This is a genomic window from Tissierella pigra (assembly GCF_009695605.1).
GTDB classification, from domain to species: domain Bacteria; phylum Bacillota; class Clostridia; order Tissierellales; family Tissierellaceae; genus Tissierella; species Tissierella pigra.
Map to the genome: position 1 here is coordinate 60,047 of NZ_VUNQ01000008.1, position 19,476 is coordinate 79,522.

General features: G+C 30.1%; 25 protein-coding genes. 3 read left to right on the plus strand and 22 right to left on the minus strand.

Annotated features, from left to right (window positions below; all coding sequences use genetic code 11):
• Positions 1 to 3 precede the first annotated feature (3 nt).
• Both FYJ83_RS20540 and FYJ83_RS19895 read left to right on the plus strand, forming a co-directional pair.
• On the plus strand, positions 4 to 105 hold the full coding sequence (locus FYJ83_RS20540) for a VOC family protein (RefSeq protein ID WP_412034776.1): 102 nt from the start codon (positions 4 to 6) through the stop codon (positions 103 to 105).
• Positions 106 to 204: 99 nt separating this feature from the next.
• On the plus strand, positions 205 to 432 hold the full coding sequence (locus FYJ83_RS19895) for a VOC family protein (RefSeq protein WP_326828305.1): 228 nt from the start codon (positions 205 to 207) through the stop codon (positions 430 to 432).
• A 298-nt stretch (positions 433 to 730) separates the two neighbouring features.
• On the opposite strand, the gene FYJ83_RS05330 is transcribed toward FYJ83_RS19895, so the two are convergent.
• The 20 genes from FYJ83_RS05330 to FYJ83_RS05420 form a co-directional block, all read right to left on the minus strand.
• Positions 731 to 1,033 carry a hypothetical protein gene (locus FYJ83_RS05330; RefSeq protein ID WP_154439301.1) on the minus strand — a complete coding sequence of 101 codons (303 nt, stop codon included), beginning with the start codon at positions 1,031 to 1,033 and terminating at the stop codon, positions 731 to 733.
• A 17-nt stretch (positions 1,034 to 1,050) separates the two neighbouring features.
• Positions 1,051 to 2,025, minus strand: a complete 975-nt coding sequence (locus FYJ83_RS05335; RefSeq protein WP_154439302.1) for an NAD-dependent epimerase/dehydratase family protein — start codon at positions 2,023 to 2,025, stop codon at positions 1,051 to 1,053.
• A 60-nt stretch (positions 2,026 to 2,085) separates the two neighbouring features.
• Positions 2,086 to 3,009, minus strand: coding sequence for an AraC family transcriptional regulator (locus FYJ83_RS05340; protein WP_154439303.1), 924 nt, complete (start codon positions 3,007 to 3,009; stop codon positions 2,086 to 2,088).
• Between the two features lie 70 nt (positions 3,010 to 3,079).
• Positions 3,080 to 4,012: a N(4)-(beta-N-acetylglucosaminyl)-L-asparaginase gene (locus FYJ83_RS05345; protein WP_154439304.1), complete on the minus strand. Its 933-nt coding sequence runs from the start codon at positions 4,010 to 4,012 to the stop codon at positions 3,080 to 3,082.
• Positions 4,013 to 4,022: 10 nt separating this feature from the next.
• On the minus strand, positions 4,023 to 4,946 hold the full coding sequence (locus FYJ83_RS05350) for an ROK family protein (protein ID WP_154439305.1): 924 nt from the start codon (positions 4,944 to 4,946) through the stop codon (positions 4,023 to 4,025).
• 10 nt (positions 4,947 to 4,956) lie between these two features.
• Positions 4,957 to 5,706 carry a copper homeostasis protein CutC gene (locus FYJ83_RS05355; RefSeq protein WP_154439306.1) on the minus strand — a complete coding sequence of 250 codons (750 nt, stop codon included), beginning with the start codon at positions 5,704 to 5,706 and terminating at the stop codon, positions 4,957 to 4,959.
• Positions 5,707 to 5,842: 136 nt separating this feature from the next.
• Positions 5,843 to 7,312, minus strand: a complete 1,470-nt coding sequence (locus tag FYJ83_RS05360) for an alanine/glycine:cation symporter family protein (protein ID WP_154439307.1) — start codon at positions 7,310 to 7,312, stop codon at positions 5,843 to 5,845.
• Between the two features lie 215 nt (positions 7,313 to 7,527).
• Positions 7,528 to 8,367, minus strand: coding sequence for a response regulator (locus FYJ83_RS05365; protein WP_154439308.1), 840 nt, complete (start codon positions 8,365 to 8,367; stop codon positions 7,528 to 7,530).
• Complete coding sequence (locus FYJ83_RS05370; protein ID WP_154439309.1) at positions 8,364 to 9,641, minus strand: ATP-binding protein; 1,278 nt, start codon at positions 9,639 to 9,641, stop codon at positions 8,364 to 8,366. Before FYJ83_RS05370 ends, FYJ83_RS05365 begins: the two co-directional genes overlap by 4 nt.
• Before the next feature lie 70 nt (positions 9,642 to 9,711).
• On the minus strand, positions 9,712 to 10,650 hold the full coding sequence (locus tag FYJ83_RS05375) for a dipeptidase (RefSeq protein WP_154439310.1): 939 nt from the start codon (positions 10,648 to 10,650) through the stop codon (positions 9,712 to 9,714).
• An 85-nt stretch (positions 10,651 to 10,735) separates the two neighbouring features.
• Positions 10,736 to 11,503: an N-formylglutamate amidohydrolase gene (locus tag FYJ83_RS05380; RefSeq protein WP_154439311.1), complete on the minus strand. Its 768-nt coding sequence runs from the start codon at positions 11,501 to 11,503 to the stop codon at positions 10,736 to 10,738.
• A 68-nt stretch (positions 11,504 to 11,571) separates the two neighbouring features.
• On the minus strand, positions 11,572 to 12,294 hold the full coding sequence (locus FYJ83_RS05385) for a PP2C family protein-serine/threonine phosphatase (protein WP_154439312.1): 723 nt from the start codon (positions 12,292 to 12,294) through the stop codon (positions 11,572 to 11,574).
• Positions 12,295 to 12,346: 52 nt separating this feature from the next.
• Positions 12,347 to 12,496: a hypothetical protein gene (locus tag FYJ83_RS05390; RefSeq protein WP_154439313.1), complete on the minus strand. Its 150-nt coding sequence runs from the start codon at positions 12,494 to 12,496 to the stop codon at positions 12,347 to 12,349.
• A gap of 67 nt (positions 12,497 to 12,563) precedes the next feature.
• Positions 12,564 to 13,613 carry a MerR family transcriptional regulator gene (locus tag FYJ83_RS05395; protein WP_229768494.1) on the minus strand — a complete coding sequence of 350 codons (1,050 nt, stop codon included), beginning with the start codon at positions 13,611 to 13,613 and terminating at the stop codon, positions 12,564 to 12,566.
• Positions 13,614 to 13,653: 40 nt separating this feature from the next.
• Entirely contained in the window at positions 13,654 to 14,157 is a 504-nt protein-coding gene (locus tag FYJ83_RS05400; protein WP_154439315.1) for a GNAT family N-acetyltransferase, read from the minus strand.
• A 172-nt stretch (positions 14,158 to 14,329) separates the two neighbouring features.
• Entirely contained in the window at positions 14,330 to 14,452 is a 123-nt protein-coding gene (locus FYJ83_RS20215; protein WP_268233507.1) for a hypothetical protein, read from the minus strand.
• Between the two features lie 45 nt (positions 14,453 to 14,497).
• Positions 14,498 to 15,358 (minus strand): alpha/beta hydrolase, encoded by an 861-nt coding sequence (locus FYJ83_RS05405; RefSeq protein ID WP_229768497.1) that lies wholly within the window; start codon positions 15,356 to 15,358, stop codon positions 14,498 to 14,500.
• A gap of 106 nt (positions 15,359 to 15,464) precedes the next feature.
• On the minus strand, positions 15,465 to 15,929 hold the full coding sequence (locus FYJ83_RS05410; RefSeq protein WP_154439317.1) for a GNAT family N-acetyltransferase: 465 nt from the start codon (positions 15,927 to 15,929) through the stop codon (positions 15,465 to 15,467).
• A 142-nt stretch (positions 15,930 to 16,071) separates the two neighbouring features.
• Positions 16,072 to 16,398: a hypothetical protein gene (locus FYJ83_RS05415; RefSeq protein ID WP_154439318.1), complete on the minus strand. Its 327-nt coding sequence runs from the start codon at positions 16,396 to 16,398 to the stop codon at positions 16,072 to 16,074.
• Between the two features lie 249 nt (positions 16,399 to 16,647).
• Positions 16,648 to 17,127, minus strand: coding sequence for a GNAT family N-acetyltransferase (locus FYJ83_RS05420; RefSeq protein ID WP_229768495.1), 480 nt, complete (start codon positions 17,125 to 17,127; stop codon positions 16,648 to 16,650).
• A gap of 336 nt (positions 17,128 to 17,463) precedes the next feature.
• Here FYJ83_RS05420 and FYJ83_RS05425 point away from each other — a divergent pair, with 336 nt between their 5' ends.
• Positions 17,464 to 17,940, plus strand: coding sequence for a GyrI-like domain-containing protein (locus tag FYJ83_RS05425; RefSeq protein WP_154439319.1), 477 nt, complete (start codon positions 17,464 to 17,466; stop codon positions 17,938 to 17,940).
• A 324-nt stretch (positions 17,941 to 18,264) separates the two neighbouring features.
• Here the strand turns inward: FYJ83_RS05425 and FYJ83_RS05430 are convergent, their stop codons facing one another.
• Entirely contained in the window at positions 18,265 to 18,630 is a 366-nt protein-coding gene (locus FYJ83_RS05430) for a RidA family protein (protein WP_154439320.1), read from the minus strand.
• 67 nt (positions 18,631 to 18,697) lie between these two features.
• Entirely contained in the window at positions 18,698 to 19,453 is a 756-nt protein-coding gene (locus tag FYJ83_RS05435) for an alpha/beta hydrolase (protein WP_154439321.1), read from the minus strand.
• Positions 19,454 to 19,476: the final 23 nt, after the last annotated feature.

Sequence of the window (19,476 nt, forward strand, 5' to 3'; positions counted from 1 at the left end):
ATTATGCAACCTATCATAGACCATATTCAAATAACAGTGAAAAATATCAAACAGGCAGAACAATTTTATGATAAGCTTATGCCAATTTTAGGATTTGACCTTTAAAAAAAAGTAAGTGCCATAATTGAAGAACATGATCTATATGTTATAGAGTATTGGCACGAAAATATAGATTTTGCAATCTGCTCTCCGCGAACAGCTTATATAAACGATACTGTTCACAGACGTAAACCTGGAGCATTTCATCATTTGGGTTTTAGAGCTGATTCAAGAAAAGAAGTTGATGAACTGTATCAAAAAATTGAAGCTATTGGAGCAAACATAGTATATCCCCCCCAAATATTTCTTGAACATGGACCAAACTATTATGCGACTTTTTTCAAGGATTTAGATGGGATAAAATATGAGATTGTTCACAACAAACCCGTCTAAACTATATAAAAGCTCGAGGTGATATATATGGAACGAAGTAAGTAACAGTAACAACTTGTCGCTTAGTAGTAATAATTGAATTTCCTACTTGTTTACCACTTTTGACAGCCAAGACATAAGAAAATATATAAAGGAAATGTGAAGTATCTACAGATAGTAAAAATGCTCGAAAAGTCTTAGAATAAAGCTATGCCAGCATATAAGAATATATAAAAAGATAATCAGAAATTTATACTTTGTTTATATATAAAAAAGATAGATGGGTTATTCCATCTATCTTTTTTATCTTATCTAATTTTTAATTTCCTTTTCTTTTTTTCCTAGATAAAGATAATCCACCAAATCCACTTATTATGGCTATATAAAACCCTAAATCATACCCAAATCCAGTATTTATTGTTTCATATATTCTAATATTACTTTTACCTATTGAAAATATCAATGAAATCGGCGCTATCCATCCATGCCATATACCTGATAAGAAATTAGCAGGTTTTTGTGAATTATACGACCCATCTCCTGGCATACAACCTGTTGAAACTAATAATACTAATATAATTAAAATAGATAATTTGAATTTTTTAGATAAAACTTTACTCATGTTTTTTACCTCCAATTTTATTTATTAGTATTAATTCCTAATTCCTTAAAAATCTCTTCTTCAACACAAATAATATCTTCTTTAAAAGATATGCTGTCTTTATTTGTTAAATACCAGTTATAACTATTCTTTAATCCCATTATAAAATCTGTTTCTTCACTATAGATATAATTGATTTTATCTACATCTAATACATTGCTATAATCATAAAAGGGGAAAAAGTCCCTTTCTTTACGTCCTTTAGACTTATAATCATACTCAATTATTTTAGCCTCTTTACCAACTACTTCTGCACAATATTCGATCCATTCTTTAATAGTAACGGGCTTCTTATTCCCAACGTTGAATATAGATACTTTTTCTTTTTTGGCTTTAAGCAATTCTATAATAATATTAGCCAAATCTGTTGTATAAATAAATTGCAGATAAGTATTTGGATTTGGGATAATAATCGGTCTATCTTTGCAAATATGATCAAAGATAAAACTTTCCCTTTGAGCATAATTATTTTCTCCATAAACGTAAGGTGGTCGTAAAATAATAAGATCTATAGAGGAATCTCTGAAATTTTCAATATAATAATCTTCAGCTTCTATTTTATTTTTTCCATAGGATGTCCAATAAGTATTTTCTTTTAACAAATCACTTTCTTTAAAAGGAAACTCCAAGATATCTACATCATATACAGCACTTGAACTAATAAATATAAAGGATTCTAGTTCTTGTTTATTTAGAGATTTATATAGGATTTCTCCCTGTTCTTTATTTAAACCAGATACATCTATAACAATATTGAACTTATATTGGGAAAGGATATTTTCCATTTGTTTCATATCATTTCTATCACATATTAGGTTATGCACATTATCTAAATCCTTAACTTTAGTTCCACGATTTAGAGTAAAAACATCATATTTATTTTCACAAAAAACATCTACTATTTTCTTACCTATGAAATAACTTCCACCCATTATTAAAACTTTCTTTTTCATATATGACTTCCTTTCCTCTAAAGAAATTAAAACATCTTTCTATATTTTATTTGACCCAACTTATTTACAGATTGGTTTAATTGCTATCCATACTTCTTGTCTATTATCTTGTAAATAACATTCTATTACAGGCAAATCATCTAAATCATAACCTGAGTTAGGCAGCCATTCTGTATAAAAGTTTTTATACACATTTTGAATAGAATCTGGCAATTCTCCATTAGCCTCAATTATTACCCATGTAGCTTTAGGTAATTGTAATTCATCCATATCTTCAGGAGTAATTACTTTAGTACATTCAGGTACATCCACATAAGTCGTCACCCCTAGATAATAATCCATTTCCTCTGAATCTCCCCATTGTCCTCCTGCACTGACTCCAAGGAGTCCTACTGGACGCATATCTGCTTGACTCAAAAGTTCAAATAATCGGTTCATTGTACCATCATTCCCTGCTGTTTGCCAAATCTTAGGAACTACTTGAAATGCTTTTTCTGTTTCAATTCTTTTTCTTATTCCTGAAATAGTAAATGCTGCCCATTGTTCAATTTGATAATTCATATGATTACCTCCTGTAATAGTTATTTGGAAGGAAATCTTCGGACATGTTCTGAGACTGACCACTTCTGTCCGTACTTTAGATGGAAGCACACCATGAAACCTTCTAAATGCTCTGGTGAAAGCATCTTGAGAATTATATCCATACTTTAATGCTATGTCAATTATATTTTCTCTGGTATTTAGAATATCAAAAGCTGCTAGTGTAAGTCTTCTGTTTCTAATATACTCACTTAAAGATTGATTTGCAATATAGGAAAACATCCTTTGGAAATTATATACAGAACATACTGCAAGTTTTGCAATTTCATCATAGGAAATTTCTTTATCAATATTTTCTTCTATATAATTGACAACATTATTAACACGTTCAATCCATTCCACTGTACTTATTTCCTCCTTTAGACTATATAATATACTAATCATAAAAAATAATCTCGATTTTTCTTGCCCCAATTTATCGATTTTAAATTTATATAATGATTTCTTTATTATTCTACTCTGTATGAGTATCAATCCATTCTTGGGTTGCCTTCACATAAGTGGTTTTGCCTTCGTTAAAAGATGCAATATATACTGTAGGCTTTTCAGTTTCAGTTGCTACAACAAAAGAAAACTTACTTATATTTGTTGCTACACCCCATTGTCCTTTATTGTTCATACATACTACAGAAATATCTTTTGCTTTTCCTCTTTTTGAAATCAATTTTTTATTTAATTTATTTACAGCTTTTTCTGCAGCATCCTGTGGATGAAGTCCTTCTTCCATAAGACGTACTATCTCATATGAGATACAACCTTTCATTATATCTTCACCTACTCCAGTGGCACTGGCAGCTCCTATTTCGCTGTCTGCATAAAATCCTGAACCTGATAATGGTGAGTCTCCAATTCTTCCAGGTCTTTTCATAAAAAGCCCACTGGTAGATGTGGCAGCAACTATCTTCCCATTTTTATCTAGTCCAACTACTCCAACAGTATCATGTCCATCATATGCTTTAAGTTTATCTAATTTCACCTGACTTTTCTTTTTTTCCCATTCCTTCTTTGAGTAATCTGTAAGCATATTTACTCTTTCAAATCCCATGGTATGTGCATATTTTTCAGCACCTTGCCCTACTAAAAATATATTATATTTTTCATCCATTAGTTTTCTTGCTATTGAAATTGGATTTTTAAAATCCTTAATACTTCCTACTGCCCCAATAGAGAGGGTATCTCCATCCATAAAAGCTGCATCAAGTTCAACTTCACAATCTTGATTTGGCAATCCTCCATAGCCTACTGACCTATATTCTGGATGATCCTCTACCATCTTTACTGCCAGTTCAATAGCATCTATTGATGTTTGTCCATCTTTTAAAAGTTTTTCTGCCTCTACTATTCCTTCTAAAGCCATTCTCCAAGTACCTATTATTCCCCAGCTCATTATATACCTCCTATTTTATATAATTTAATTTTTTTAATACACTATAACAAACGCCTACTAAACCTGCATCATTTCCTAACTTCGCCTGTACAATTTTAGTATATTCACTATAGGAAGGCATTACTTTTTTTGAAAAAATATTATTTATCTCTTCAAAAAACAAATCCCCCGACTCTGAAATACCACCACCAACTATAATTAATCCTAAATCCAATATATGAGTGATATTCACTAGTCCAGTCACTACATGGTTTAAAAATTTATTATAAACTTCTACTGCTAAAATCTCTTTATCCTTAACCTTATTCATTATATCTTTTCCAGTAATTGAACCACTTAAAAGATTGGCTTTTCTTTCATATTCTCTAACAAGAGAAGAAGTGGAGGCGTATCTTTCATAACATCCATTACTGCCACAGTTACAATTTACCCCATCTTCATTAATAATTGTATGACCTAATTCTCCCGAACCCTCACCAACTCCTCTATGTAGTTTTCCATCAATCACTATTGCTGATCCTATTCCCGTTCCAATAGTCATACATACAAAGTTTTCTATGCCTTGTCCAGCACCTTTCCAATACTCTCCCAAGGCTGCTGCATTAACATCATTTTCTATAAAAGTTTCTAATCCTGTTAATTCCTTTATATCCTTTGATAGTTTTGCCCCAGTATATCCTGGCAAATTATGACTTGCAAATATAATCTCACCTTTATTACTATTTATCTTACCTGCAGTACTTATTCCAATAGCTTGTATAGTATAATCATTCTTGAGTTCTTCTATCTTTTTGCCTATCTCTAAGGGGATTTCCTTTTTACAATCTCTTTTAGGCGAAGGAAACTTTTCTTTAAATAAGATACTGCCATTTATATCTAATATACCATATTTTATGAAAGTTCCCCCTATATCAAAACACGCTATATTTTTCATTTTATTCCTCCTATGGATTTAAAATTTCAATTATAGTCTTTACAGTATCTTCACAGGTAAAGTAATTATCATATTCGGGAATTGCTATGCTTCCTCCCATATTTACACTTTGATTTCTATATTTCATAACACTTTCTACCTTTTTTTTCGCAGATAAATGGACTTCTTTTACCCCTGTGGTTTCAATTATTGTATTTATATTATTTTTATTAATTCCTGCCCCTGGCATAATAATTATCTTTCCATCTGCCCTATTGACTAATTCTTTAATTAAGTTTATTCCATCTATGGCTTTATTTTCTTGTCCAGATGTTAGTATTCGCTCTACACCAAGTTCAATTAATATATCTAAAGTCTTAAAAGGGTCTTTAACCATATCAAAAGCTCTATGAAATGTAACTTTAAGAGGTTTAGATAATTCTATTAATTCCCCCATTTTTTCCATATCTATTTCACCATTTTGATTTAAGATACCAACTACTATACCATTCATTCCACATTGTTTAGCATGTTCAATATCTTTCTTCATTACCTCAAATTCAAAAGAAGAATAACAGAAATCACCACTTCTTGGTCGAATCATTATATTAATATCAATGGCTAAATACTTTCTAACCAATTCCATCATTCCCAAACTCGGCGTAGTTCCACCGCCTATTAAATTATCACAAAGCTCTATTCTATTTGCTCCTCCTCTTTCAGCTGCTAAAGCCGATTCTATAGAATCTACACAAATTTCCGTAATTATTTTATTTTTCAAATCTAACACCTCCTAATAGGATTGTAACATTTAATTCCAAAAACATAAATAAGGTAGACAGCTTTTGCTGTCTACCTTTTTACTTTAGGATATTATCCCTGTGTCATAAAATTTATTACATCAATTTTGAGGATTATTACTTTATTATTGTTGTACTTAAACCTTTTCTTAATACTGATTTTTTATTATTTTTCTTTTCTTCAATATTTTGATATTCATATTCCCAGTGAAGCTTTCCAACTGCTACTTTTGAGTCATAGTCATCTAATATATATTTAACTTCTTTAGATAATAAGAATAAAGCGATGATATTTGGTACAGCCATTATACCCATAAACATATCTGCTAACTCCCATACAAATGTTGGATCTATTACTGTTCCTATTACTAATGCAGTAAGAACAATACCTTTAAAAGCATTTATAGTTACAGGCTTAGCATTTAGTACCATCTTAACGTTTGATTCTGCAAAGAAGTACCATCCTACTATTGTAGTAAGTGAGAAGAATGATAAACAGATTGATAAAAACATTCCTCCAAATGATCCAAATCCTGCTGCAAATCCATTCTGAGTCATTACAGTTGCTCCTTGAGTCATTTCAGCTGCCGATATACCTATGTTATATGCTCCTGATGCAATATTTACCATTACTGTTGATGTACAAATTAAAAATGTTGATATAAATACTCCTATCATTGCTGTAAATCCTTGTTCAGCTGGATGTTTCGTATCTGCCACGGCATGGGAATGTGGCGTTGAACCCATCCCAGCTTCGTTTGAGAAAAGTCCTCTAGCTAGACCAAATCTTACCGTTTGCTGAACAGTTATACCTAGTACACCTCCGCCAATTGCTCCAGGTGAAAATGCTCCTATAAATATACTCTTTACTGCTGGAATAAAATTAGCATAATTCATTACTATAATTGCTAAACTACCTAATATATAAGCACCTGCCATAATTGGCACTACTGTCTCTGCAAAGGATGCTATTCTTCCCATTCCACCCATCAATATAAGTGCTACTACTATTGCAAGTCCAATGGTAACTGCGATTACTGGTACTCCAAAAGCTTGACTTACAGATCCTGCCACTGAATTGGATTGTACCATTATACCAACAATACCTAATGCAATAATTGCAGTTACAGAGAAAAATATTGCTAAACCTTTAGATTTTAAACCATTCTTTATATAATATGCAGGTCCACCTACTAGTTCTCCGTCTTTTGTTTCTCTATATTTCTGAGCTAAAACTGATTCACTAAAAATTGTAGCCATTCCAAAGAATGCTGATATTAACATCCAAAATGCTGCTCCTGGTCCTCCAGCCGCTATGGCTGTGGCTACCCCTACTATATTACCTGTCCCAACTTGTGCAGCAACTGCTGTTGACAAAGCTTGAAAAGGTGTCATCTTTCCTTCTTCAACTTCTTCTTTATTAACTATACCTGCTACCATTTCTTTTAATGCTGGAAATAATCTTGTGAACTGTGGGAATTTAAGTCTCACTGTCATATAAATTCCAACACCTATTAGACCAAATATTAATACATAGTCCCATAGTATAGTGTTTACAAAACCAACTATAGTTTTTACTACTTCCATTAATATAACCTCCTGTTATTAAGTAATTTTGCTATTAATTTTAATACTCACACAATGCAAATTAGTTTTCTAATTCACAAACTCATTATAAACTATGAACTTCAAATAGTTATTAAAAGTTTCAAATTCAAATAAAATTTTATTAAATTTTTCTATAGTTGATCTTGTAGCAATAAAAAATCTGCATAAGATAATATCTTATGCAGATTTTTATGTTATTGTAGCTTTCCGTAATATACCATTCCATCTATAAACTTTTTAATATTTACTTTTCCTCTTTTTTTTGTTTTTCCTCTAATGAAATCCATCTCTATTTTTAATTGTTCAAAATTATATAATCCATTGGAATACTCAGTAAATATTTCGTTCATATAATCCTCAATTCCAATATTGGCTAAATTAATCATTCCCACTGTTGCTGTTCTTCTGATTCTTTGCTCCATAGTTTTAGGATTATCAGTGAACTTGCTACAAAGTTCTTTTACTGTGAAATCAGACATACTTTTACTTGTATCTATTAAATATTTAGTCACATCAAGTATATCTTGACTTCCCAGTTCACCTATTAATCCTATTCTTTGCATAACTCTTTTTACCCCTTCTATATCTTGAGACTTATTAGACACCTTTTTAGTATCTTTTTCTTCACCTGAAAATAAGCTTTGGATTTGAGATAATTTCTTATTCATATTAATTTTCTCTTTTACTTTATTAATAACAGTCTGAACTTCTATGGCATCTATTGGCTTTGAAATATAGTATTCTACACCACTTTGATAAGCCTTTGAAATCATGTCCTTAGAAGATACTTGAGAGATCATAATATATTGTACATCCGGATAAATCATTTTTGCCTCTCTTACTAAACTGATACCATCTTTCCCCGGCATAAGTAAATCAACTAATACAATATCTGGTTTCAATCTTTCTATCTCATTTATGCCACTATTTCCATTGCCTGATTTTCCTATTACATCACCTAAACTTTTATCTATAATAATTCTTTCAAGAATTCTAATAATATTTTCATCATCTTCAACTATATATATTCTCATTCTACTTCTTCCTCCAATGATTCTTTGGGAATAGATATATAAAAGTCAGTTCCTTCTCCTTTTTTAGAACTAGCACTTATATTCCCATTTAATTGTTCCTCAACTATATACTTCACTATACTTAATCCTAGCCCTCTATTTATTTCACCTGTACTATAATTTATCTTCGTTGAAAACCCAGGTGAAAATATATGATTTAAGCCTTCTTCATCAATACCAGTTCCATTATCGGCTATTGTAAATCTATGATTATTTTTATCTACTTCATGGATCACAATTATTACCCCATCTTTTTTATCCTCTGGCATAGCATCCATACTATTCATTATAAGATTGCGAAATATGGACATGAGATAATAGTGCTTAGATGTATAGAAATTCTTCCCTGTATTAAATGTAAGGTTTATATCTTTATTTACTCTTTTTATTTCTCTCTTCATGGTTTCAGAAAGTATATTGATAATATCTTTAAAATCCATACCCTTATCATTAAGTTGATTCTCTGTAATCTCTTTTATTCCACGAATTACTAATCCATTTTCCTTCTTTATTTCATGTACATCTCTAGCAATAGACAATGCTAGATTAGCCCAAGTTTCATTATCTATATTAAGATTTATTTTTTCAAATAGCTTATACGACTCAGACATAACTTTTTCAATATGATCCATATTCTTTTCAATCCAATACATCTCTGTCTTTAATTGGGAAGTTAGCCACAATAATCTTTTATATCTTCTTTCATGCTCTTCCTTCATAAGAAACATCCTATAATATTTTAAAGCATTTAATACTAGCCACAGGATAGCTGAACGAATTATACTTACTACAAGTAAAGTACCTCCCACTTCTTTAAGAGAAGAAAAAACATCTATAGAAGTTCTTACATATACCTCTATAAAGTTAGCACCAAAATCACTAATTACCATAGTAAAAAATAAAAAATTTATATTATTTTTATTTCCCTTCCTTATTAATAGAGAGTATATAATAGAGTAAAACATATAAAATAGTATTTCTTGCTGATAGGATGTTATGGCATCCATAATATTTCCTTTTCCTAAGTAATGAACTAGTACCCTAAGAAGATATACCATTATCCCTGATAATATTCCTGTTGGAATAGGCTTTAAATCTTCATAATAAAAAAGAAATAGCATGAAAGATATTATTCCTGCAGACACTATAAAGTCACTACTAATAAGTCCAAGCCCCACCTGAGACGCTACTGCAACTACTAAAGAAACAAAAATCATCTTTTTATAATCTTTCAATCAATTCACCTCTATATGAATATAAGCAAAACTTGTTTTTACAATCACAAATATTCATCTTTATAACAAATTATAATACATCCTTAATTACTCTCAAAGCATTTTTATAAAATATCTTATCTATTTCATCTTCTGAAAATTTATTGTCCTTTAATGCAAATGCTAACTTTTCTATTTCACCTATATTGTCTATTTCACAATTTGGGTGAGATCCATCATAATCAGAACCTAATGCTATTACATCTATTCCGCCTATATTTTTAATATGCTTAATATGCCTTACCATATCCTCTATCCTTGCATTTTTACTTTCACCTAAAAAATCTCTTTCAAAACATATACCCATAGTTCCACCTTTTTCTGATAAAATCCTTATCATATTATCTGTAAGGTTCCTAGAGTGATCCTTCATTACCCTTGAATTTGAGTGAGATGCTATAAATGGCTTAGAGCTTAATCTAGATACATCATAAAACCCTTTATCCGAAAGATGAGAAACATCTATAAGCATACCTAATCTATTCATTTCATATACAACTTCCTCACCAAAACTAGTTAGACCCTTATCTCTATAGTCTTCCTTTATATTAGGATAACCTATTTCATTAGCTGTATTCCATGTAAGAGTTATGGCTCTTACTCCTATTCTATGGAAATTTCTTAAATTATGTATTTCTCCTTTAATAGTTCCCCCTTCTTCTATGGCAAGTACAGCAGAAATCTTACCTTCCTCATGATTTTTTATTATATCTTCATAATTGGTTGCTAGAGAAATATTATTGGCGTTTTTTTCAAGTTCTATATAAAACTTATCAATCATCTCAAAACATACTTCCAATGAATTTACAGCTTTTTCTAAATCTACCCACATAGCAAAGAATTGAGCTAATGAATTTCCTTTCTTCAACTTCTTAATATCTATACTAAAGTCATTCTCATATAATCCTATATTTTCCTTATCTTCCATCATTCTTAAAACTGTATCACAGTGCATATCAATTGTTTTCATTCTTTTCACCTCTATAAATAATTTAATCCTTTATTATATACTACATCTAATATATCTTTATTTGAAACTATTTTCTATTTAATTATTAGTTGTCCACCATTTTCACAATGTTTTTAAAAACTCTCTCTAAACGCTCTTTAGTTTTATTAAATAACATATTATCTCTATGGTGTATTTCTTCTTCTCCAAAATATCTATCCTCTATGTAAGTAGTATATCGTATCTCAATTTGTATAGCTTCAACATTTTCTATTGAACTATAATGTGATACTATATATCCTCCTTTAAGACCTTTTTCGTCAACCTTTACAGTAAAGCCTTCATCAATAAAAGCTTTATAGACAATATTCAAAAATTCCTGGGAACATGTACTTCCACCACATGTTCCTAATACAATATCAGCTGTGGATTGTACATAAAAACTATGTAAATCAAGTAAATAAACTTTGTTTCTTTCTTTTAAGATATTGTTTATTTCATTTAATAAACAGGTATGATATGGTTCGTAGAATACTTTTATCCTACTTTCAATCACTTTATTAGGTAAAGAGTTTTCATAAATATGTTTACCAAATGTAGTTTTATGATAAATTAAAGATTTTGTATAGTCTTCTTCCATATGTTTTTTACTAATATTTCTATTAACATCAATTACATATCTGCTATAGTTAGCTGATATTTTTGCAATATTTACCTTATATAGAAAATCATAAAGATCATTTAAAAACCAATCGTTATTCGTAAGTAATACATTTTGTATCATGTTATTTTCCATTTCAGACGTAATACAAGATGAACCATGGGGAATACTAGTGATTACAGATGATAATATTTCTGGTCTTTCTATATTCACTGATTCTATATTACCACTCCTTCCTTAAATCTCTACTATATTTTAACATAAATATACTGAAATAGTCCTTAAACCTGTACAACAATTATAGTTTTATCATCTAATCTATTAGCTGGACATCTTTCATTTACAATTGAAAAGAATTTCTTACATCCTTGTTCAATAGAAGATGAGTCTCTTAATATATCTAAAAATTCATCCTCATCTATCCAGTCAGAAACACCATCAGTACAAATAATTAAAATATCATTCTGTGAAATTAAATATTCCTCTACTGCAATTTGAGGTATTACCATAGGCAGAAAGTTGTCAAACATAGACCACATTTCACATGGTATAGAAGAAATAGCTTTATCTATTTCTTCTTCTGTTAAAATTCCTAACTCAATTAGTTTTGCGTATCTTTTCTTTGGCTTTATTATTTTTCTAATCTGATTCCCTTGGATTAAAAAAGCTGGGCTATCTCCTACAGCTCCTATATTCAATCTTCCTTCATCAACCACTGCCATAGTCATTGTTCCGAATGACAAGTAACCGTCTTCTTGAGATTTTTTTATTAATCTATTATTTGCCTCATTAATACAGTGCAAAATATATTCTTGTGGTTTTAATCCTGAAGAATAGTAGTTCAATTCTTTAATTACGTTCATACATATAACTCCTGCCCCAACCTTATCAAAAGCACCTGAGGCTCCATCTGCTATTGCAAATATTTTTTCATCTTGTGATATATAATAACTATCAGCGTTGATTCCCGAAGCCCCTACCTCTGTTAAACCATAGTATTCCATCTAATATTTCCTCCCATTGTATATTCCTATATTTCTAAACTTGATTAAGCCTTCACTCTATATGTATCTCCAAATATGATGTTATTTTACCATCTGGATGACATTTTTCAAAAATTCCAAATTCCGGGTCATAAAATATACCTTTGAAATGCAAAACCCAATATGTATAATCTGGCATCATCATATTAAATGAATGCTTCATTTTTATCCTCCTAAGATTTATTTTAAATATAAATAGAATAAAAGGGAGTATATACCTCCCCATTAGCCTATTTTTGTTCTTTCAATTTTATTGGAAACAATAAATCAAGTTGATGTTCATCCTTCTCTGACCAATTACGACCATAACGGTATAGATAATTAAGTGATTCCTCTAGCAGACCTGCCATACATTCTCCACCATCATCAGTATAATTTGCCTCATATTTAGAATTATTGACATTAACCCAGTTTGATAGCCATTCCCATTCATGAAAGTTTCCAAAAGTAATCATATGAGCAGCATATAGTCCTCCATTAAAATGCTTTTTCTCAAGAGGAGCTGATACTTCCATATCTTCAGGAATTGTAATCCAAAATTCATATCCATAATCAGTTCTATCATTAGATGGACATGGATGATTAAATCCAAATACACGAGCATCTGGTTTAATCTCATATAAATTAGTTGTTTTTATAAAGTGTTCTAATTGTTTTTCTGCACTTTCCTCAGGATTTGCTCCGATATAATGACTTGCAGCTACTGTAAATGGTGGTAAATGAACAATTCTGACATTTTTAAGTGTTGATAAGCTTTCTGTTGCCTTGTTTAAATCTTCCATTGACTTTTCCTCCTTAAAACTAATTTTTTGTAAGGATAAGGAATCAATTGCATCAAGTATATAATCATCACCTAATATGTCAAGTTTCAATTTAAGATTTACTTTCTTCTGCAAAGTTTCAATAAGACGGTTTAGAATCACTTTGATTGTTGATAATGCCGCTATTTCGTTTTCTAAATTAGTTATATTTTGTTTAAATACCTCAATGGCTTGAACAACATCTTCATTATTCAATATGTCACCAATTTGTTTTAATGGAATACGTAGCTTTCTCAGAATGACAATTTGTTGCAACCGTAAAATTGCATTCTCATCATAGCTGCGATAGGCATATCCCTCTTTTTTGGAACTGGCTAAAAGCCCTATTTCTTCGTAATATCGAAGTGTTCTTGTAGAAATTTTAAAAGCATTTGAAACTTGACTAATTGTTTTTAATTCCATAATAAATTCCTCCTTACTTAAAAGTAAGTATAATGTACAACACGACGTCAAAGTCAATAGAGTTTTGTAAAAAATATACATTTAATTATCATTCTTCTCATATATCCAATATATATCTTAGTTCAATTGGTTTATTGGAAAACTGACTATGCTTTTTAGTGCCATCAAATATAAAACCGTACCGTTCATAAAATCCTATTGCCCTTACATTATCTTCATAAACCCATAGTGAAACCCTTCTACAGTCCTCATCTTTTAATATACTTATAGCTTTATCCATTAACTTAACAGCTAACCCTTTTCCCCAGTATTCTTCAAGAAGATATATTGAATAAATAGAACCACATTCTTCTAATTGCTCATCATTATCTTTATTTGCAAATATTAAACCACAAGGTGTCCCCTGGCAAATTCCAATCAAAATAATTTGTCTATCTTGAATCAATTTTTCAAACTGCTGTTGTCTTCTTTGTTTATCTAAAAACTTAACCATCTCATCAGCAGGTATAAAACTAGAATAAGCTGATTTCCAACTTTCGACGATAATATTTGCTAGAGATTCAGCGTCATCTATCACAGCTCTTCTAATCTCATATTTCAATAAAATCACCTCACTTAGAATAATTTTCTGGCTTTGATTATTTTATAAAGTTATAGTTATCAGGTATTCTGATATATCCCCTTATATTTTTATTCTTATTCCTTTTTACAGTTCCAGATACATTATTGATATTTCCTTCAGCGACTACTATATAGCTATCATAATTTTCCAGCTACGTCCATTTAGGAAATAAATTAATTATTGGCTCAATGTTGGATTCAAGCCCCATAACATTTCCATGAAAACATCTTTGTGCTTCTAATTTAGCAATTTCAGCTAGCTTGTCTCTTTTCATAAATCCTCCTATAAATAACAATATTTCTTTTTCTGTCTTACGTTTTTAAATCAAGGACTTTAAACACTCGATTACTATATCTGGTCTATCTATATATATTAGATGATCACTACCCGAAGCAATTATCAATTCCCCCTGATTAGATAATAGTGTCAATTCTTCTTGTAATTCACGCCATTTATTTTCATGTCTAACTGCTTCTTCCTCTGGAATATCATATTTCATCCAATCTCTAACAGATGCCATCTTATCCCTAGCAATTACTCTTAAAGGAACATCTGGGAATGTATCCATGCTTTTAATATCTTCTCCATCATGTATCCAATTTGCAAATTCATCTGCCACTGTCTTATAAAGATTTGGGTTGCCAAAAAACTCCACGACATCTTGTAACTCTTCACTACCTACATACTTCTCATATTTAGAGACCATATCTGTATTTTGACTAATAAGCTCTTCTCTGGATTCCAAAGATAATTCATTAAATAAATCAGCCATCTTATTTATTGAGGTATGAGAATTTATTATTGGAGTATCTAGGTTATCTAATTGTGCCAAGTTATATGAAGTTGAGTCCAATAGTACTATAGCTTTAATTTCATTGGGATACATTTTTGCATATTGTTGTACACATAGTCCACCGAAAGAATGTCCCATTAAAATATATTTTTCTTTGATTCCAATTTCTTTAAGCATTGTATTTAATTCGTATGCTATATTTCTTGTTGTTCTGGGGGATTTTGGAAGGCTACTCTTACCATATCCTTGTCTATGATAAATAATAACTGTAAAATAATCCTTTATCTCTTCAAAAAGTGGATACAAATCATAAAATGAATTCCCTATTCCTACATCTATGACAAGTATTGTATTCCCATTACCAACAACTTTATATTCATAGTCCATATTATCCACTTTTATCCTCCTCAAATAATGAATTTTATTTCAAAAAACCTATATCAAACTAAAACTTGTATATAAATTATAAGAATTTCAATATTCTAATACTAACCTATAAATCCATACTTAATCGAATCATATCTCTGCAAACAATTCCATTTTCCATAATTTCTTCTTCATAATGTTTCGTAAAAAAGTCCTTATCCACACCTATTATACGAAACCCACATTTTTGGTATAATCCAAGTTGCTGCAAACTTGAATTTCCTGTTCCAATTTCTAATGTATTCGCCCCTTCCTTCCTAGCCATAAATATTGCATGTAAAACTAATTTTTTTCCAATTCCCTTTCCCTGCATATTTTCCTTTACTGCAACATTCACAAGTTCCATAGTATTTGGTCTAGTCTTTATTAATACATAGACTCCAACTATTTCATCTGTTTTATATACAAAGCAATTTCCCCTATATAAATAATCCTCTATAACATTTTTAGAAGGATCAGCTAATAATAATAATTCAAAGGGTATAGGGTCTTTATCATCTAATTTATAAATATTATATTTTAATTCTTCCATTTTCATAGTCTATTTTTTAGTAAGGGAGTGTATAATAAGTATCCTTACTAAAGCTTGCCTCCATTCTTTTTATACTATTTTCTGTATATAACATGTTAATAAATTTATTAATAATTCTCATATAAGAATATTGCGAAACAGACTAAGCATTATGGCACTCTAAATAATCAACCCTTTTTCCAGTCTTTATAGCGTATTCTATTTCAACTTTTGTACTTTCGCCTATATATCCATTTTTGTTAATCACATAAATTTCATCCGACATATCAATTTTTCTTTTATGTATATCATCAAGCATTACTTTAATTTCAGGAGTTATGACATTTTCAAACTCACCATCTGCATGTCCAAACAATCCTACTGAAATAACTATATTCCCTTCTAGAGTTAATTGTTTTTGTACTTTCAAAAACTCATCTTTAAACCTCGTACTCCCACACAAAGTTATTACTTTATACTTTCCTACCATAATATCCTCCATTTAATTTGCATTATTTTACTGATGTGACGCTAAGATTTACTATTGCGACTTATTTAATACTTTTTAATTTTCCTAGTTGCTCTTTTAATATTTTGTTTTCATCTTTAAGTTCTTCCATTTCAACTGACTGAATAATTAAGTTTTACTTATCTTCTTTAAGTTTCTTAATTTCTTCATCTAGTTGCCTAATTTCATCGTCTTTAGCCTTTATTTTTTCAAATAAATCTAAGATACCAACTAATATTGTCCAATATATTCCATATAATAAAATTCATCTTCTGAGTCATCAAAAGTCTTTTTTATATATTTATCTTTAATTTTAAAACCAACATTTATATAACAATTAATTGCCCTTTTATTAAAACTTCTTACTTCAAGTGCTATCCTATTATTAGGAAACTTTCTTTTACATTCTTCGATTAACAATTTCATAATATCTTTTCCATATCCTTTTCCACAACAACATGGTTTTAGTCCAATTCCTATATATACCTTATCATCTTTTAGGCTTATTCTACCATAAGAAATCAATTTACTATTTAAAACTATAGAAACAAATTCTGATTTCCTTTTCTCTTCTATTGACAGTTCCCATCTATTCTTTACTACAGTTTCCCAGTCTGAAAAATTATATATTGAATATTCTCCTTCATATCTCCAATTACAAATCTCTTTAGCTTGTTCTTCTGATAGCTCCATAAGGGTATAATCATCCATAAACATCTCTCCTTATATTAAGTTTTTCATATAGTACCTATCTAAAGGTCAGTATAATATCACAATTCACTTAATACGCAATATTAAAATTCAATCTATTATCTGACTTTCCTACAAGATTTCTAACAATATAATATTCTACAATTTTTTCTAAACTCCTTCTTTTATCATTAAATCCTTTTCAATAAAAAACAAAGCAAATAATATCTCTCATTTATATAAAATATGGTCTAAATAACGCTTATATAAAACTGGTGACAATATTCTGAAAATATGGTATGATGGCTAAAACAAGAATTTAAACTTTTAATTACCATTAAAATAGGGGGTTATAGTATGAAGTTTAGGATTATATCATTGCCAGCATTTAAAGCAGCTTCATCAGGTGTGGATAAAAATTTTGATTTTTCTCCATCAGGTATTTTGGGAAAATTCAATGACTATTTTTCTATCATCAAACCATCTGATAGGGATAGTTTTTTGCCACGAGATTTCTTATGCTTTGATGAAGAAAAACAGGGACTTATATGGATATTTGCACTTAGCGAAGATATAGATAGTGGTGGAAATGAAGTAATTGATTTTGACGGAGGTTTGTACCTGACATACGCATACAAAGATGGCGATGACGATATTAGGACAAAACTCTATAATGAAGCTTTAAAATATATTGAAGAATCCGAGGTCTTTGAACTAGACATAAGACCAAATCATTATTCCATGGGACATATTATTACTCCTCCTGAAGTTATTGAAGCTCAAGGCTGGGCTCAAATGGAAGCCTTTATTCCAATTAAGTTAAAAGATAATTAAAATCTTGTAATAGTCACTTGTAGAAAACCTTAGATTGATTTTATCGGATTCAAGCTATGAGTTGTTTAGAGATAAAAAATACTTACACCATAGATACTCTATTTATCTCGACAACTTAGTATAATCCATAAGATATAAATAAATGGAAGTCAAAAATGACTTCCATTTAAAATATAACGTTTTCAATACTATCTTAAATCAAAAACAAGGCAAATAGTATTATCTCTTTGCCTTGTTTTATCAAAGATTAAGCAAAATTCATATAATATCCTCGTATATTAATCTCACTTTTTTATATATAAACTCTTACATCAGATCCCATGATTATCCCTTAAATGCTATAGCATCAAGTTGAAATTGAAGTCCATCCTTTCCACCGCCATGAGCAAATTCTGTTTGTATTGATTTTCGAGCAGGATATTTTCCATTAAATCTTTCTTTTATTACCTTTTCTAACACTGGTATATTCCAAATATCTCTAAACATACAATCAATTTTTACAACTGATTCTAATGTCAAACCAATTGATTTCAATCTTTCCTCCAAATGGTCAAATGCACCATTAATCTGATTTTCTATGGGTTGTCCAATATTGCCAACACAATAATTTATAAAAGCAAAATCACCAGCTTCAACTATTCCTGAATGTACCCAGTCTTGGTTTATATCACTTCTGACAATTTCTCTCATATAATTTTCCTCCTTATTGACTAGTTTAATTTTAAAGTCATTTAACTACTCCATCATTATAACAATATTAACCAAGATGTTTTGTAAACCATTCCGTAGCTAATTTTATTACTATATGAAAATGCTCAAGGAAACTATGATCTGCTCCATCAATAACTTCTAATTTTGAGTCCTTTGAAAGCAATGCCATTGCTGATTTGGACCTATCATAGAGTAACTTTTCTTCCTCATCATTATTTCCATGGATTATTAGAACTGGACAATTAACATCCTTTAATAGCTCCCTCTGATTAATCAACTCAAAATCTTTTAGAATTCTTTCGTCAATTATAGTCTTCTTTCTCTGTTCTTGTGGTGTATACTGTGTCAAATATCCTTTTTCCTCCAGTTCTTCCATTTGTTCTTTTGTAAAAAATTCATACCAGTTATACTTCATCGAATCGGTTGCAGCACCTGATAACACCATTGTTATTATTTCAGGAGTGTAATTTTTTAAACAAATAAGAGTTCCAAGACTATGACCATACAGTGCAATTTTTTTATATCCTTTTGACTTTACAAATTGAATTGCAGACTTCAGATCATCTGCTTCTTTTTCAACAGTCAAAATATCATCATCACTTTCTCCACATCCACTAAAATCAAAAAGTAAAGCGTTGTAACCTGATTTATTAAATGCTGTAGCAAGTCTTTCAAATCGTCCCTTTGAATGTTTATTCGACATAAAGCCATGGCACATTATAATTATTGATTCAGAAGTGGACGGGTATAGATGTCCAACTAAGTTTAAGTTCCTTGAATTCCTAAATGTAACTCGTTCCATTATGGTTCCTCCTCAACAATCTA